The organism is Burkholderia sp. Bp9143, from assembly GCF_003853645.1.
Classification (GTDB): Bacteria; Pseudomonadota; Gammaproteobacteria; order Burkholderiales; family Burkholderiaceae; genus Burkholderia.
Window position 1 is genome coordinate 1 of sequence record NZ_QTPO01000079.1, and the last position, 14169, is coordinate 14169.

Here is a 14169-nt window from a genome sequence, read left to right on the forward strand (position 1 = left end):
GCAACCGGCGTATGCTGGGCTTCGGACTCACTCATGCCACTATCATGGCTCAGGTGGAGCTAGATGGATAGCCCTTAGATATCTACAGGATCGTTGTGGTTTTGCACCCAAGTAACCGGACTTTCACCGTCGAAGCGGATCGCCGGCCTCCCGAGCCAGCGGTCGGCTTTAGCCGCGCTACCGAATACTTCGCGAGCACAGGCACGCACTGACCACAGCGAATCACCGTCCGGTCGATCATTGATCTGACTTGGCCGGATCCCCACAACTGCGGCGCCAACTTTCCGGCGAGGACAGCCGGGGCAGAACAGATAACCCGTTCGCTATTGAACCCACCAGCATCCTTCGCGCTACTATTACGTCGTATATGTGTTGCATTGGGGTCGCAAAATGTCCACTCAAGCTGATGCCGTCCCGACGTTCAAGGCTGATTTCGGCGCCTTGATGAGATACCTGCATGACGCCGACGCCAGCCCGGTGTCGATTTCGCCGCGGCGCTACAGCAGCGTGCTTCGTCTCGAACTGCAGGATCTCGCTGCGCAAACTCATGTCCATCGGAGCACGATCAGCCGTGCTCCGGATTCCGAGACGATCCAGCGCTTTCTGCGCGAAGCGCTCCGTGTGCTTCGCGCAGCCACTGACATCTCCGGCGATGTCGAGCGTGCGATTTTCTGGTTCAAGAACGAACCGCTGCGCGAGTTTGATTACAAAACAGCGCAGACTCTCGTATCTGAGGGTCGCGCGGACGCGGCGATCCAGTATCTGCAGATGGCCGAGGCCGGATTCCTCGGATGAAGCTCATGCATATGAGCGAGTCGGCCTATCGCGTCCACGCGCCCAAATGGGCCTTCCAGCCAATTTCGAGCGCAGGCGCGGCACTTCATGGCAGTCGGCTGAATCGAACCGGCGTCTACGCCTTCTTCTTCAGGCCTGCCGCGTGATAGAGGCAGATCACGTAGACCAGCAGCGCGTCGGCCGCCAATAGTCCACCTCCTTGCCTGATGCCGCAACACGGGTCTTGAGGTTCAGAGCGTACGGATATCCGTCCCTTCCCAAAGGCTCGGACGTGAACCTGCGGTTGAGCGCCTTCCACGCGATCGCAGCGACACGATGGTGCCGATCAAACATTGCGCTAATGTCATCCAAGCACAAATATCCTCCGATCATCTTTTCATCAAGACTCATAGAAAGCATCCCGCAGTCGAGGAATTCAGTCTTTTATTCAAAGACAACTTATTGAGACTGCGGACATCTTTTCTGAGAGACAACAACATGCGTTCCGGCCCGCCCATCCTCTTCCCTCCCCCGTACCGGCAATCGCCCGCCAAACTGTACCGGTACTGTACCGAAAACCGTCGCTACACTGACTCCATCCCAGTCTCGAACACGAATGGAGAATCCGCGATGGACTTCCTCACCTTGAGCGCATTGCCCGCCGGCATGCTGTTCGCGCTCGTCACGTCGATCACGCCCGGTCCGAACAACACGATGCTGCTCGCGTCCGGCGTCAATTTCGGTTTCCGCCGCACGATGCCGCACCTGTTCGGCATCAGCATCGGCGTCGCGATCCTGATGCTGTGCGTCGGCTTCGGTCTCGGCGAAGCCTTCCGCCGCGTGCCGGTCCTGTACACGATCCTCGAAGTCGCGAGCGTCGCCTACCTGCTGTACCTCGCATGGCGGATCGGCACGTCCGGCGAGGTGAAGGCGCAAGGCGCCAACGCGCGGCCGATGACGTTCATCGAAGCCGCCGCGTTCCAGTGGGTCAATCCGAAGGCCTGGATGATGGTCCTGACCGCCGCGACGACGATCCGCCTGTCCGCCGACTACGGGATGAACGCCGCGTGGATGGCCGTCGTGTTCATCCTGATCGGCTTTCCGTGCATCAGCCTGTGGGCCGCGTTCGGCCAGGGCCTGCGCCGCTTCCTGTCGAACCGCCGCGCGCTACGCATCTTCAACGTGACGATGGCCGTGCTGCTGATTCTGTCCCTGTATCCGCTCGTCGCGCACCTGTTGCCGCAGTGAGCGCTCACGGCGCGCCCGTTGAGATTCACGCCTTGCAAGCGTAGGCTTGAAGTCCGGGCGCGCGCGACTGCTTCGCTGGGCGCGCCGCTGCTGTCGGGAGACTACCGATGCTGAAGCCAACGTTGAAAGCCGGCGAGCACATCGAGGGCATGCACTGGATCGCCGAGTACCATCCGCTGACGCACGAGATCCGCGTGCTGCGCGAAGACATCGAGATTGGCACCTACTGCGCACCGCCGACGATGTTCGGCGAAGAGGAGGACATGGGCGCCGCGAACCTCGCCGATCATCGCAGCCGGGAGGCCGCGCTGCGCGCGTATCTGCGCAACTTCGTCAAGGAACACGACGCGGAGGAGTAGCGGCGCGACGACCGCAATGGCGACGGGCCGCCGAAGCGGCCCGATCTGCTGTTGCGTGTCAGCCGTCTTGCGGCCAACCGCGGCACACGGAGAGCCGGCGCACCGCCCCGGCCCCGCTCCCGCTCAATGCCCGAGCGACTCGATCTTGCCGCCCGGCTGCGTGACGCCGTGCGGCCGCGCCGCCTGCTTGATCAGCAACGCGAGGCACGCGAGCAGGCCCGCGACCGCGATGGTCGCGAACACGCCCGCGAACGAGAAGTGCCGGCGCGTCAGTTCGGCGACGAGGAACGACCCGGCGATCCCGCCGAAACGGCCGACACCCAGCATCCACGCCACGCCCGTGCCCCGGCCCTCGGTCGGATAGAACGCGGCGGCGAGCGCCGGCATCGACGATTGCGCGGTGTTCATCAGCACGCCGGCGATGAACACGACCAGCACGAGCAACCCCACGTTCCCCGCAGCCTGCCCGATCGCATACACGCTGATCGCGGTCAGCGCATAGCACACGGCAATCACGCGGTTCGCGTTGAAGCGGTCCATCAGCACGCCGCACAGCACCGCGCCGACGCCGCCGAGCGGGAACAGCGCGGAAATCAGCGTCGCGCTCTTCGGCGTGAGACCGGCATCCTTCAGCAGGATCGGCATCCAGTTGATCGACGCGTAGAAGATCACGAGGCCCATGAAGTACGCGAGCCACAGCATCACCGAGCCGACGATGTACGAGCGCGACAGCACGACGCCGACTCCCTTGCTGCCCGTCTGCGGCGCGGTTTCGGTCATCGCGAACGAACCGGCGTTCAGCGCGTCGCGCGAGATCCGTGCGAGCGTCGCGCGGATCCGGTCGACGCTTCGGCCCTGCGCGACCATGAAGCGCACCGATTCGGGCATCTTCAGCAGCAACAGCACGCCGAGCAGCAGCGGCGTCACGCCGCCGAGCATCAGCACGCTGCGCCAGCCGAAATGCGGAATCATCCACGCGGCGAGAAAGCCGCCGAACGCGGCGCCGAGCGGGAAGCCGCAGAACATCAGGTTGATCACGGTCGCGCGGCGCTTGTCCGGGCAGAATTCGCCCATCATCGTGACCGCGTTCGGCATCGCGGCGCCCAACCCGACGCCGGTAATGAAACGCAGGATCGTCAGGTGCCCGATGGTGTTCGAAAACGCGGACACGAAACACGCGACGCCGAACAGGAACACCGAGCCGAGCAGCAGCGAACGGCGCCCGAGGCGGTCGGACAGCGGGCCCGACACGAGCGCACCGCACGCGAGGCCGAACAGCGCGGCGCTCAGCACGGGTGCGAGATCGGGTTTGGTAAGGTTCCATTCGCCCAGCAGCGACGGCGCGATGAAGCCGATCGCGGCCGTATCGAAGCCGTCGAGCAGCACGATCACGAAACACATCAGGAACACGAGCCACTGGAAGCCGCCGAACGGCTGCTCGTTGATGAAGGTCTGGACATCGACCACGGTTGCGCGATTCATCGCTAGTCTCCTGGATATAAACAACGCGGCCTGATGGCCGCGCCTTTCCTTGTTCGCGCGCCGATTCGCCGCCGGCGCGTCATGTATCGTCGACACCTGCCGGCAGCCGCAGGCGTCGCGATCGGGTCACGTCCGGCGCGAGCCGGCCGTGTTATTCAGCCGCACCTAGGCGGCCCCATCCTGTTCCTTGAAGATCTTGTCCGCGAGATGGAACGCGGAATTCGCAGCCGGCACACCGCAGTAGATCGCGGTCTGCAGCAGCACTTCCTTGATCTCGTCGCGCGTCACGCCGTTGTTGCGCGCGGCGCGCAGGTGCAGCGCGAGTTCCTCGCCGCGGTTCAGCGCGACCATCATCGCGATGGTCAGCAGGCTGCGCGTATGGCGCGGCAGGCCGTCGCGCGTCCAGATCTCGCCCCACGCATAGCGCGTGATCAGGTTCTGGAATTCGTCGGTCACCTCGGTGCGGTTCTCGATCGAACGGTCGACGTGCGCGTCGCCGAGCACCGCGCGACGCACCTTCATCCCTGCTTCATAACGTTGCTGGTCGTCCATCGTCGATGCCTCACGCGGTCAGGAAGTCGAGCAGCGCGCGGTTGAAACCGTCGGTGCACTCGATGTTCGAAATGTGCGCGGCGTCGAATTCGACGTGGCGCGCACCGGGAATCGCGGCAGCCAGCGCACGGCCCTGGTCGGGCGGCGTCGACATGTCCTTCGCACCGGTCACGACGAGCACCGGCAGCGCGATGCCCTTCACTTCCTCGCGCAGGTCGGCCGCGTTCAGCGCGTCGCAGTTGGCCGCGTATCCGTCCTTGTCGGTATGCACGAAGGTGTCGCGGATCGCATCGAACAGGCGCGGCTCGCGTTCGACGAACGCGTCGGTGAACCAGCGCGGCAGCACGGCGTCGGCGAGCGCTGCCATCCCCTCGGCGCGCGCCTTCTGCGCACGCGGCGCCCACACTTCCGGCGAACCGATCTTCGCGGCGGTGTTCGCCAGCACGGCGCGCACGATGCGCGACGGGAAGCGCGCGGCGAGCGCGGCGCCGGTCAGGCCGCCCATCGAGATCCCGCAGAAGTACGCGCGCTCGATACCGACGTGGTCGAGCAGGCCGATCACGTCGCCCGCGAGCTGGTCGACCGTGTACGAGCCGGCCGGCGCTTCGGAATGGCCGTGGCCGCGCGTGTCGTAGCGCAGGATGTTGAAGTGCTGCGTGAGCGGGCGAATCTGCGGCGCCCACATCTGCAGGTCGGCGCCGAGCGAGTTCGAGAAGACGAGCCACGGCGCGTCGTCGCGCGCGGCACGGTCGATCCGGTAATGCAGTTTCACGCCGTTGACAGTGGCGAAAGGCATCAGTGTTCTCCTGGTTGTGTCGTGCCCGCGTGCAGCGCGAGCACGGCGTCGACGTAGGCCTGCGCCTCGCCGACGTAATGTGCGGGATCGAGCAGCCGCGCGAGCGCGTCGCGCGACAGGTGGACGGATACGGTCGGATCGGCGGCGAGCACGTCGAACAGCGTCGCACCGGTGCGCACGGCTTCCTTCGACGCATGCTCGACGACATGATGCGCATCGAGCCGGCCGATCCGGTCGCCGAGCGCGAGCATCACGGCTTCGCCGAGGATCAGCCCGTGCGTCAGGTCGAGGTTCGCGGCGAGGCGTTCGGTGTTCACGTCGATGCCCGCGACGATCTGCGCGATCTGCGCGAGCGCGCCGCCGGTCAGGCGCGCGAGGTCGGGCAGTGCGTCCCATTCGGCCTGCCAGCCGCCGAGCGCGCGCTCGTGCTCCTGGACCATTCCGGCAAACACGGTCGCGACGAGGTTCGGTGCGCGCACCGCGGCGGTCAGCACCGCCGCGCAGCCGACCGGGTTGCGCTTGTGCGGCATCGTCGACGAGCCGCCCTTGCCGGCGGCGGCCGGTTCGCCGAGTTCGCCGACTTCGGTCTGCATCTGCAGCGACACGTCGCGCGCGATCTTGCCGAGCGTGCCGGTCAGCATCCCGAAGCACGACGCGGCTTCCGCGATGCGGTCGCGCTGCGTATGCCACGGCACGGCCGGCACCGCGAGCTTCAGGTCGGCCGCGAGCGCGGCGGTCACGCCGGCCGCCTGCTCGCGCAGGCTCGCCAGCGTGCCGGCGGCGCCGCCGAACTGCAGCACCAGCGTGCGCGCGCGCAATTCGGCGAAGCGCGCGCGATGACGCAGCAGCGCATCGAGCCATTGGGCGAATTTGAGGCCGAGCGTGATCGGCAGCGCCTGCTGCAGCCACGTGCGGCCGATCATCGGCGTCGCGCGATGCGTGCGCGCGAGCGCCGCGAGCGACGCGCACGCTTCGTCGAGCAGCGGCTCGAGCACATCGAGCGTGTCGCGCAGCTGCAGCACGGTCGCGGTATCGATGATGTCCTGGCTCGTCGCACCCCAGTGCACGAACTTCGCGGCCTCTGGGTCGTCGGCCTTCACTTGCGCGGTGAGTTGCTTGACGAGCGGAATCGCGAGATTGCCGCCTAGCGCCGCGCCGTGCGCGAGCGCATCGGCGTCGAGCCGATCGGCATCGCACGCGCGTTCGATCGGCGCGACCGCGCTGGCGGGAATCACCTGCCGCGCGGCGAGCGCGCGCGCGAGCGCGGCTTCGACGTCGAGCATCCGCTGGATCGTCGCGCGGGGCGACCAGATCCGGTTGAGCGGCTCGGTGCCGCAGATGAGGGAGGTCAGGCGGGCGCTGTCTTCGAGCATGGCATCAGATTGGGAAACGGCGTGCGCCTATTGTCTACCCAAGCGAGCCGGCGTGCGCTCGATCGCGCGCGCCGGCTCGCTTGCCGTTCAGGCCGCGGCCTTGCGCGTCGCGTCGATCAGCGGCACGCCGGTCAGCTTCTGCAGTTCGTCGAACGACAGGTCGGTGAAGATCTCGCTCACCGCCAGACCGTCGGCCGTCACGTCGAGCACGGCGAGATCGGTATAGATGCGGCTCACGCATTGCACGCCGGTCACCGGATACGAGCACTGCGCGACGATCTTGCTCTCGCCCTGCTTCGTCAGGTGTTCCATCATCACGAACACCTGCTTCGCGCCGATCGCGAGGTCCATCGCACCGCCGACGGCCGGAATCGCATCGGGCGCGCCCGTATGCCAGTTCGCGAGGTCGCCGTTCGCCGACACCTGGAACGCACCGAGCACGCAGTAGTCGAGGTGGCCACCGCGCATCATCGCGAACGAATCCGAGTGGTGGAAATATGCGCCGCCGGTGAGCAGCGTCACGTGCTGCTTGCCGGCGTTGATCAGCTCGTCGTCTTCCTCGCCGGGCGCGGGCGCCGGGCCCATGCCGAGCAGGCCGTTCTCGCTATGCAGGAAGATTTCCTTGGCTCGATCGAGGTGGTTCGCCACCAGCGTCGGCACGCCGATGCCGAGGTTCACGTACGCGCCTTCGGGGATGTCCTGGGCGACGCGCTTGGCCATTTCATCGCGGGTCAGTCGTTTCATTTCGGATCTCCTCTGGCAGTCAGGCGGCTTGGGATGCGGCACGTTCGGCGGCCAGCTCGGCCGCATGCGCGGCCTGCGGCACTTCGACGACGCGCTGCACGAAAATGCCCGGCGTCACGATGTGTTCCGGGTTCAGCCCGCCGAGCGGCACGACTTCCGACACCTGCACGATCGCGACCTTCGCGGCGCTGGCCATGATCGGCCCGAAGTTACGGGCGGTCTTGCGATACACGAGGTTGCCCCAGCGGTCGCCCTTGTACGCCTTCACCAGCGCGAAATCGGCGTGGATCGGCGTCTCGAACACATACGACTTGCCGTCGATCACGCGCGTTTCCTTGCCTTCCGCGAGCTTCGTGCCGAAACCCGTCGGCGTGAAGAAACCGCCGATGCCGGCGCCCGCCGCGCGGATCCGCTCCGCGAGGTTGCCCTGCGGCACGAGCTCCAGCTCGATCTCGCCCGCGCGGTACAGCGCGTCGAACACCTGCGAGTCGCTCTGGCGCGGGAACGAGCAGATGATCTTGCGCACCCGCTTCGCCTTGAGCAGCGCCGCGAGACCCGTCTCGCCGTTGCCCGCGTTGTTGTTGACGATCGTCAGGCCGCGCGCGCCCTGCTCGATCAGCGCGTCGATCAGCTCGGACGGCATGCCTGCCGTGCCGAAGCCGCCGATCATGATGGTCGCGCCGTCGTGGACGTCCGCGACCGCCGATTGAAGCGATTCGAAAATCTTGTTGACCATGTCTCTTCCTGATACGAACCCGCGGCACGATGCGCGGCCTGTCGAGGGGACACGCGCGTGTCGCGTGCCGCGCCGGAGGCCGTTGTCGACCTTCGGTATTTGTTCGCTACTCGAACTGAGATTCGATTAGCGAACGATGGCCGATCATAGAGTCGTGCACAGCGCGTTGTCAAGGCGGGATCCCTCGGGGGTCGTCTGGTCGTCGAACGGCAGGCCGACGTAGTTTTCGGCCAGCGACTGCGCGGCGGCCCGCGAGCGCGTCACGTACTTCAGCTCGGCAAACTTCAGGCGATTGACGAACGGCGAGTCGTCCGGCGACGCATGCAGCATGTTCGTCATGAAGTACGAGAAATGCTCGGCGCGCCACACGCGTTCGAGACAGGTCGCCGAATAACGCTCGAGCGGCGTTGCGTCGCCGTTGCGATAGCGCGCGCCGAGCGCGCGGGACAGCGCGCGGACGTCGGCCACCGCGAGGTTCATCCCCTTCGCGCCGGTCGGCGGCACGATGTGCGCGGCGTCGCCGGCGAGGAACAGGCGGCCGTGCTGCATCGTCTCCGACACGAAGCTGCGCATCGGCGTCACGCTCTTCTGCGTGATCCGGCCCTCGGTCGGCGTCCAGCCGGTGTCGTTCGAGAAGCGCGTGTGCAGTTCGTCCCAGATCCGCGCGTCGGACCATTCGGCGAGGTTTTCGTCGGGCTTGCACTGCAGGTAGAGGCGCGTGACCGTCGGCGAGCGCATCGAGAACAGCGCGAAGCCGTTGTCGTGATGCGCATAAACGAGTTCGTCCAGCGACGGTGCGGCATCGGCGAGGATGCCGAGCCACGCGAACGGGTAGACGCGCTCGAACGTGTTCAGGCGCTCGGCGGGAATCGTCTGCCGCGCGACGCCGTGGAAGCCGTCGCAGCCGGCGATGTAGTCGCATTCGATACGGTCCGCGCGGCCGTCCGCATGCTTGAACGTGACGAACGGGTGCTCGCTTTCGACATCGTGCAGCGCGACGTCGCTGACTTCGAAGTGCATCGCGTGGCCATGCGCGTCGCCGGCCGCGATCAGGTCGCGCACGACTTCGTGCTGGCTATAGACGGTGATCGCGCGACCGCCGGTGAGGCCGCTCAGGTCGATGCGGTGGCGCTGGCCGGAGAACAGCAGCTCGATGCCGTGATGTTCGAGCCCTTCGCGGCGCATCCGCTCGCCGAGGCCGGCTTCGTTCAGCGTGTCGACGGTGCCCTGTTCCAGCACGCCGGCACGAATGCGGTTCTCGCAGTATTCACGCGAACGCGCTTCGACGAGGATGGAATCGACGCCTTGCAGGCGCAGCAGATGGGAAAGCAAAAGGCCGGACGGACCGGCGCCGATGATGGCGACCTGGGTGCGCATTGTTCGTCTCCTGTCGACCGGAGTTGGCGCTTCAGCGCTTACTCCGGTCCCATGCTTTGCGGAACATTGGTTCGAATAATGGAACCCATTTGAGCGCTTTCCCGACTATGCAGCAACGCGATTCAGGAGATATGTTGTATACGTTTTTAAGATACTGGCCCGGCGATGGATGCGCTCGATCTGAACCTGATTCCCTACCTCGTCGCGCTCGACGACACGCGCAACGTCAGCCGCGCGGGCGACCTGCTCGGCGTGAGCCAGCCGCGCGTGAGCACGGCGCTCGGCCGCCTGCGCGAGTACTTCGGCGATCCGCTGTTCGTGCGCACGTCGCGCGGGATGGAGCCAACGCCGCGCGCGCTCGCGCTGCTGCCGGCTGCACGCGACGCGCTCGCGCAGATCGAGCGCGGCCTCGTCGCGCCGCACGACTTCGATCCGGCGGCGAGCACGCATACGTTCTCGATCGCGCTGTCGGACGTCGGCGAGATCGTGTTCCTGCCGAAGCTGCTGCAGGCATTCGCGACGCTTGCGCCGCACGCGAACCTGCGCTCGGTCTCGCTCGCGCACGACGAAGTCGGCCGCGGCCTCGAAGCCGGCTCGATCGATCTGGCGGTCGGCTACTTCCCCGATCTCGACGGCAACAACTTCTTCCAGCAGCGACTGTTCACGCACCGGTTCGTCTGCCTGATGCGGCGCGGCCATCCGCTCGAACAGGCGCGCCCGTTCACGGCCGAGCAGTTCCTCGCGTGCGGACACGCGGTGGTGCGCGCCGAGGGGCGCAGCCAGGAGGTGCTCGAGAAATACCTCGCGAAGCAGCGCATGCAGCGCCGCGCGGTGCTCGAGACGCCGCACTTCATGAGCCTGCCGTTCATCCTGAGCCGTACCGACCTGATCGCGACGGTGCCGCACGCGATCGGCTATGCGTATGCGGCGGAGCATGCGTTCATCGTGCCGGTCGAGCCGCCGTTGCCGCTGCCGCGCTTCGACCTGAAGCAGCACTGGCATCGCAAGTTCCACAACGATCCGCGCACCGCGTGGCTGCGCGGCGTCGTCGCGTCGCTGTTCAACGACGAGCAGGACGAATGGCCAAAGTGACGCAGGATGAACGGCGGGTGAGCGGTGGGTCGCACGCACGCCCCGCGAAAGCATGAAACAATGCCCGGATATCCGCGCCGCCGCAGGCGGCCGCATTCGATGGAGCGACTAGATGGGTAAGGGTAAGAAAACCGCGCGGCCCGAGCCGACCGCATCCCGACCGAGCCGGGAAGAAGCCGAGGATGCCGTTCGCGTGCTGCTGCGCTGGGCCGGCGACGATCCCGCCCGCGAAGGCCTGCTCGACACGCCGGCACGCGTCGTCCGTGCATATGAACAGTTCTTCGCCGGCTACGCGCTGGAACCGCGCGACATCCTCGCGCGCACCTTCAGTGAAGTTGACGGCTACGACGAGATGATCGTGCTCAAGGACATCCGCTTCGAGAGCTACTGCGAGCACCACATGGTGCCGATCATCGGCCGCGCACACGTCGCGTATCTGCCGAACCATCGCGTCGTCGGCATCTCGAAGCTCGCGCGCCTCGTCGACGCGTTCGCGAAGCGCCTGCAGATCCAGGAAAAGATGACCGTGCAGATCGCCGACACGCTGTTCGACGTGCTGCAGCCGAAAGGCGTCGGCGTGATCCTCGAAGCCGCGCACCAGTGCATCTCGACGCGCGGCGTGCACAAGCCGGGCGTCGAAATGGTCACGTCGCGCATGCTCGGCTCGTTCCGCACCGATCCGTCGACGCGGCGCGAATTCCTGTCGATCGTCGCGAATCCTTCTTCAGTCAACCTGACGAATACGTAATGCAGTCCACGAAGCAAGCGGCAAACGCGCCGGTCGTGCTCGTGACCGGCGCCGCGCGCCGGGCGGGGCGCGCGTTCGCCGAGTATTTCGCCGCGCACGGCTATCGCACCGCGGTCCACTACGACCGCTCCGCCGATGCCGCGCAGGCGGCGGCCCGCACGATCGCCGAACGCGGGCGCGATTCGGTCGCGCTGCAGGCCGACCTGTCGGATGCCACGCAGATCGCCGCGCTGATCGACCAGGTGTATGCGCGCTTCGGCCGCCTCGACGTGCTGGTCAACAACGCATCGGTGTTCTGGCAGGACCATTTCCCGAGCTTCGACCTCGCGGCATTCGACCAGGCATGGGCCGTCAACTGCCGCGCGCCGATCCTGCTCACGCGCGCGTTCTACGAACGAGCCCGCGCGGCCGGCACGCAGGGTGTCGTCGTCAACGTGGTCGACCAGAAGATCAAGGAAAACTTCCACCGCGACCATTTCAGCTACACGGTCGCGAAAGCCGCGCTCGGCAACCTCACGCAGATGCTCGCGCTGTCGTCGTCGCCGGTGCTGCGCGTGAATGCGGTGTTCCCCGGGCTGATGCTGCCGAGCGACGACCAGACGCAGGCCGACTTCGAACACGCGAGCCGCGCATCGACGCCGCTCGCGCGCATCGCCGGCCCCGACGACGTCGCGAGCGCGATCCTGCTGCTGACGGGCAGCGCGTACAACGGCGTGGATTTCGTCGTCGATGCGGGGCAGAACCTGATTCGCGTCGACCAGGACGTGCTGTACAAGCATCGCTCGCCGGCCGGCAAGCACTGACGGACCGGCGATTCGGGAGCGGCAGCACGCTGCCCGCCTTCACCTGCGTTGCGCGAACGACGCCCCGCGCCGTTCGCGCGCCGCGTTACGGCTTCTCGGCGCTGCCGCCTTCGCGAACCTTGCCCTGCGCGACGCTCGTGCCGGGCGGCACGCTGTGCGTGAGCCACACGTTGCCGCCGATCACCGAGCCGCGCCCGATCGTCACGCGGCCGAGAATCGTCGCGCCCGCATAGATCACGACGTCGTCCTCGACGATCGGGTGCCGTGCATTGCCCTTCACCAGCGCGCCTTCGCCATCGGCCGGGAAGCTCTTCGCGCCCAGCGTGACGGCCTGGTACACACGCACGCGCTCGCCGATGATGGCGGTTTCGCCGATCACGACGCCGGTGCCGTGATCGATGAAGAAGCTCGGGCCGATCTGCGCGCCCGGGTGAATGTCGATACCGGTGGCCGAGTGCGCGATTTCATTGATGAAACGCGCGAGCAGCGGCACACCAAGTTGGTGCAGCGCATGCGCGAGCCGATGGTGCATCATCGCGAGCACGCCGGGATAGCACAGCAGGATCTCCGTGATGTGCTGCGCGGCCGGATCGCCCGCATACGCGGCCTGGATGTCGCTGACCAGCAGTGCGCGAATCGACGGCAACTGCCGGCCGAACTCGCGCGCGATCTCGAACGCGCGTTCGTCGAGCTCGGCGAACGGCGTGTCCGCATGCTCGGGCAGGAACGGCAGCGCGCGGCGGACCTGTTCGGACAGGATCCGCAGCGTGCTTTCGAGCGTGTGGCCCACGTAGTAGTCGACGCTTTCGTCAGTCAGATCCGGCGCGCCGTAGTGCGTCGGAAACATCGACGCGCGCAGGCCGGTGACGATCTTGCAGATCGCGTCGCGCGACGGCAGTTCGCGGATGCCGCGCGGATGGCGCGTGCGATGGAGTTCCTCGCGCGACTCGCGCAAGCCGGCAACGATTTCTTCGAGGCCCCACTGACGGGCGGGTGATGTCGACATATGCCAATGCAGGCAGCCGCGCGCGATCGCACGGCCGCTAATAAAGTGACGGGTTCCACAAGATTACCGCGTTTTCGTCCGGCAGCGGCACGCCGGGGGATCGGCCGGACGGCCGACGCTGCCGCCGCGCGACGGCGTCAGACCGTGACGCTGCTCGCGTCGATCCAGCGCACGGCCCAGTCGCGCGCGTGCGCGATCGCGTCGCCTTCGTCGTTGAACTGGAGCTCGGTCGGAAAAAAACGGTTCGCGACGAGCTCGCCGTCGCTCGATCGGGAGATCACGACGTAGGGCTTGAACGACCCGTCAGTGGCGCGCGCGGGCGCGCAGTTCAACAGATAACCGCGGTGCGTGAAAGCAGTAGTCGCTTGCATGAATCCGCCACCTCTAGTCCCTTGCTTTGTTGTTCACTACCCCTCTTTAAGGGTGCTGCGTCGCCCCGTGCGGGCAGAGTCGGCGAGAACTGCATCCCCTGTCGCCGCTTCGCAGGAAATGAATCATACTCTGTAGGAAACGGGTCTTCTAGCTGAAATAAATCATGACAAATCAGCGCGCGCCACGCGACTGCGGCGATCGCTCGCGCGCCGTCTTCCCGTCTTGCCCGGAACGGGATTTGCTTCGATCCGGAACGCTTCGCCGCCAGGAGAGCCGTGATGGAAACGTCAGCTCAAGCGCACGCCGCGCATCCGCGCAGCATCGAACTCGACAACGACGACACGCACGACAGCACCGTCGACACCGACGGCAAGAATCGCGAGGCGGCGCGTCTCGCGAGTGGCGGCGCCTTCTCGCCCGACCAGGTCACGTGCAGCAACGCGTCGCTCGTCAACGCGATGCCCGAGGCCGGCGACGGCTTCGCCGGCTTCGACAGCCGGCCGGGCGGCAATCATCCGGCGTTCGCGCTGCGGGACGGCTACATGGTGATCGAGAAGGGGTTCGACGCGCCGTCGCATGCGGGCGACGCGCCGTACGGCCCGGTTCACCGGATGTACGGCAGCGCGCACTGGCCCGGCCACGGACGCCGGCCGGAACGGGTGATCGAAATCACCACGGTGCCGCGGTAACGCACCCGGCGTTTGAAT

Annotated in this window: 18 protein-coding genes; 8 read left to right on the forward strand and 10 right to left on the reverse strand. The window is 66.4% G+C overall.

Annotation, left to right across the window (positions count from 1 at the left end; genetic code table 11):
- Nucleotides 1-74 precede the first annotated feature (74 nt).
- Complete coding sequence (locus DIE23_RS40940) at nucleotides 75-266, reverse strand: antitoxin Xre/MbcA/ParS toxin-binding domain-containing protein (RefSeq protein ID WP_185646602.1); 192 nt, start codon at nucleotides 264-266, stop codon at nucleotides 75-77.
- A 124-nt stretch (nucleotides 267-390) separates the two neighbouring features.
- Here DIE23_RS40940 and DIE23_RS36475 point away from each other — a divergent pair, with 124 nt between their 5' ends.
- The 4 genes from DIE23_RS36475 (at nucleotide 391) to DIE23_RS36485 (ending at nucleotide 2381) form a co-directional block, all read left to right on the forward strand.
- The gene (locus tag DIE23_RS36475) at nucleotides 391-795 is read left to right on the forward strand and encodes a DUF2384 domain-containing protein (RefSeq protein ID WP_124617426.1); all 405 of its coding nucleotides are present in this window, start codon (nucleotides 391-393) and stop codon (nucleotides 793-795) included.
- Nucleotides 792-941, forward strand: a complete 150-nt coding sequence (locus DIE23_RS39815; protein ID WP_185646603.1) for a hypothetical protein — start codon at nucleotides 792-794, stop codon at nucleotides 939-941. Before DIE23_RS36475 ends, DIE23_RS39815 begins: the two co-directional genes overlap by 4 nt.
- A gap of 463 nt (nucleotides 942-1404) precedes the next feature.
- The gene (locus tag DIE23_RS36480; RefSeq protein ID WP_124617428.1) at nucleotides 1405-2022 is read left to right on the forward strand and encodes a LysE family translocator; all 618 of its coding nucleotides are present in this window, start codon (nucleotides 1405-1407) and stop codon (nucleotides 2020-2022) included.
- A gap of 110 nt (nucleotides 2023-2132) precedes the next feature.
- Entirely contained in the window at nucleotides 2133-2381 is a 249-nt protein-coding gene (locus tag DIE23_RS36485; RefSeq protein WP_124617476.1) for a hypothetical protein, read from the forward strand.
- 123 nt (nucleotides 2382-2504) lie between these two features.
- Here the strand turns inward: DIE23_RS36485 and DIE23_RS36490 are convergent, their stop codons facing one another.
- The 7 genes from DIE23_RS36490 to pobA form a co-directional block, all read right to left on the reverse strand.
- Complete coding sequence (locus tag DIE23_RS36490) at nucleotides 2505-3863, reverse strand: MFS transporter (RefSeq protein ID WP_124617430.1); 1359 nt, start codon at nucleotides 3861-3863, stop codon at nucleotides 2505-2507.
- A gap of 165 nt (nucleotides 3864-4028) precedes the next feature.
- Nucleotides 4029-4415 carry a 4-carboxymuconolactone decarboxylase gene (gene pcaC, locus DIE23_RS36495; RefSeq protein ID WP_006749282.1) on the reverse strand — a complete coding sequence of 129 codons (387 nt, stop codon included), beginning with the start codon at nucleotides 4413-4415 and terminating at the stop codon, nucleotides 4029-4031.
- A 10-nt stretch (nucleotides 4416-4425) separates the two neighbouring features.
- The gene (gene pcaD / locus DIE23_RS36500) at nucleotides 4426-5211 is read right to left on the reverse strand and encodes a 3-oxoadipate enol-lactonase (RefSeq protein ID WP_124617432.1); all 786 of its coding nucleotides are present in this window, start codon (nucleotides 5209-5211) and stop codon (nucleotides 4426-4428) included.
- Entirely contained in the window at nucleotides 5211-6584 is a 1374-nt protein-coding gene (locus tag DIE23_RS36505) for a 3-carboxy-cis,cis-muconate cycloisomerase (RefSeq protein WP_124617434.1), read from the reverse strand. The genes pcaD and DIE23_RS36505 overlap by 1 nt, the downstream gene beginning before the upstream one ends.
- 87 nt (nucleotides 6585-6671) lie before the next feature.
- On the reverse strand, nucleotides 6672-7328 hold the full coding sequence (locus tag DIE23_RS36510; protein ID WP_124617436.1) for a CoA transferase subunit B: 657 nt from the start codon (nucleotides 7326-7328) through the stop codon (nucleotides 6672-6674).
- A 19-nt stretch (nucleotides 7329-7347) separates the two neighbouring features.
- Complete coding sequence (locus DIE23_RS36515) at nucleotides 7348-8064, reverse strand: 3-oxoacid CoA-transferase subunit A (protein WP_006756646.1); 717 nt, start codon at nucleotides 8062-8064, stop codon at nucleotides 7348-7350.
- A gap of 144 nt (nucleotides 8065-8208) precedes the next feature.
- Nucleotides 8209-9441 (reverse strand): 4-hydroxybenzoate 3-monooxygenase, encoded by a 1233-nt coding sequence (pobA, locus tag DIE23_RS36520; RefSeq protein ID WP_124617438.1) that lies wholly within the window; start codon nucleotides 9439-9441, stop codon nucleotides 8209-8211.
- 165 nt (nucleotides 9442-9606) lie between these two features.
- Here pobA and DIE23_RS36525 point away from each other — a divergent pair, with 165 nt between their 5' ends.
- From DIE23_RS36525 to DIE23_RS36535, 3 genes are all read left to right on the forward strand, one after another.
- On the forward strand, nucleotides 9607-10533 hold the full coding sequence (locus tag DIE23_RS36525; RefSeq protein WP_124617440.1) for a LysR family transcriptional regulator: 927 nt from the start codon (nucleotides 9607-9609) through the stop codon (nucleotides 10531-10533).
- Between the two features lie 112 nt (nucleotides 10534-10645).
- Complete coding sequence (folE, locus tag DIE23_RS36530) at nucleotides 10646-11281, forward strand: GTP cyclohydrolase I FolE (RefSeq protein ID WP_124617442.1); 636 nt, start codon at nucleotides 10646-10648, stop codon at nucleotides 11279-11281.
- Complete coding sequence (locus DIE23_RS36535; RefSeq protein WP_124617444.1) at nucleotides 11281-12084, forward strand: SDR family oxidoreductase; 804 nt, start codon at nucleotides 11281-11283, stop codon at nucleotides 12082-12084. The genes folE and DIE23_RS36535 overlap by 1 nt, the downstream gene beginning before the upstream one ends.
- An 85-nt stretch (nucleotides 12085-12169) precedes the next feature.
- On the opposite strand, the gene epsC is transcribed toward DIE23_RS36535, so the two are convergent.
- Nucleotides 12170-13090: a serine O-acetyltransferase EpsC gene (epsC, locus tag DIE23_RS36540; RefSeq protein WP_124617446.1), complete on the reverse strand. Its 921-nt coding sequence runs from the start codon at nucleotides 13088-13090 to the stop codon at nucleotides 12170-12172.
- Nucleotides 13091-13227: 137 nt separating this feature from the next.
- Nucleotides 13228-13461, reverse strand: coding sequence for a hypothetical protein (locus DIE23_RS36545; protein WP_124617448.1), 234 nt, complete (start codon nucleotides 13459-13461; stop codon nucleotides 13228-13230).
- A gap of 279 nt (nucleotides 13462-13740) precedes the next feature.
- On the opposite strand from DIE23_RS36545, the gene DIE23_RS36550 reads away from it, so the two are divergent.
- Nucleotides 13741-14151, forward strand: coding sequence for a DUF3005 domain-containing protein (locus DIE23_RS36550; RefSeq protein WP_124617450.1), 411 nt, complete (start codon nucleotides 13741-13743; stop codon nucleotides 14149-14151).
- Nucleotides 14152-14169 lie beyond the last annotated feature (18 nt).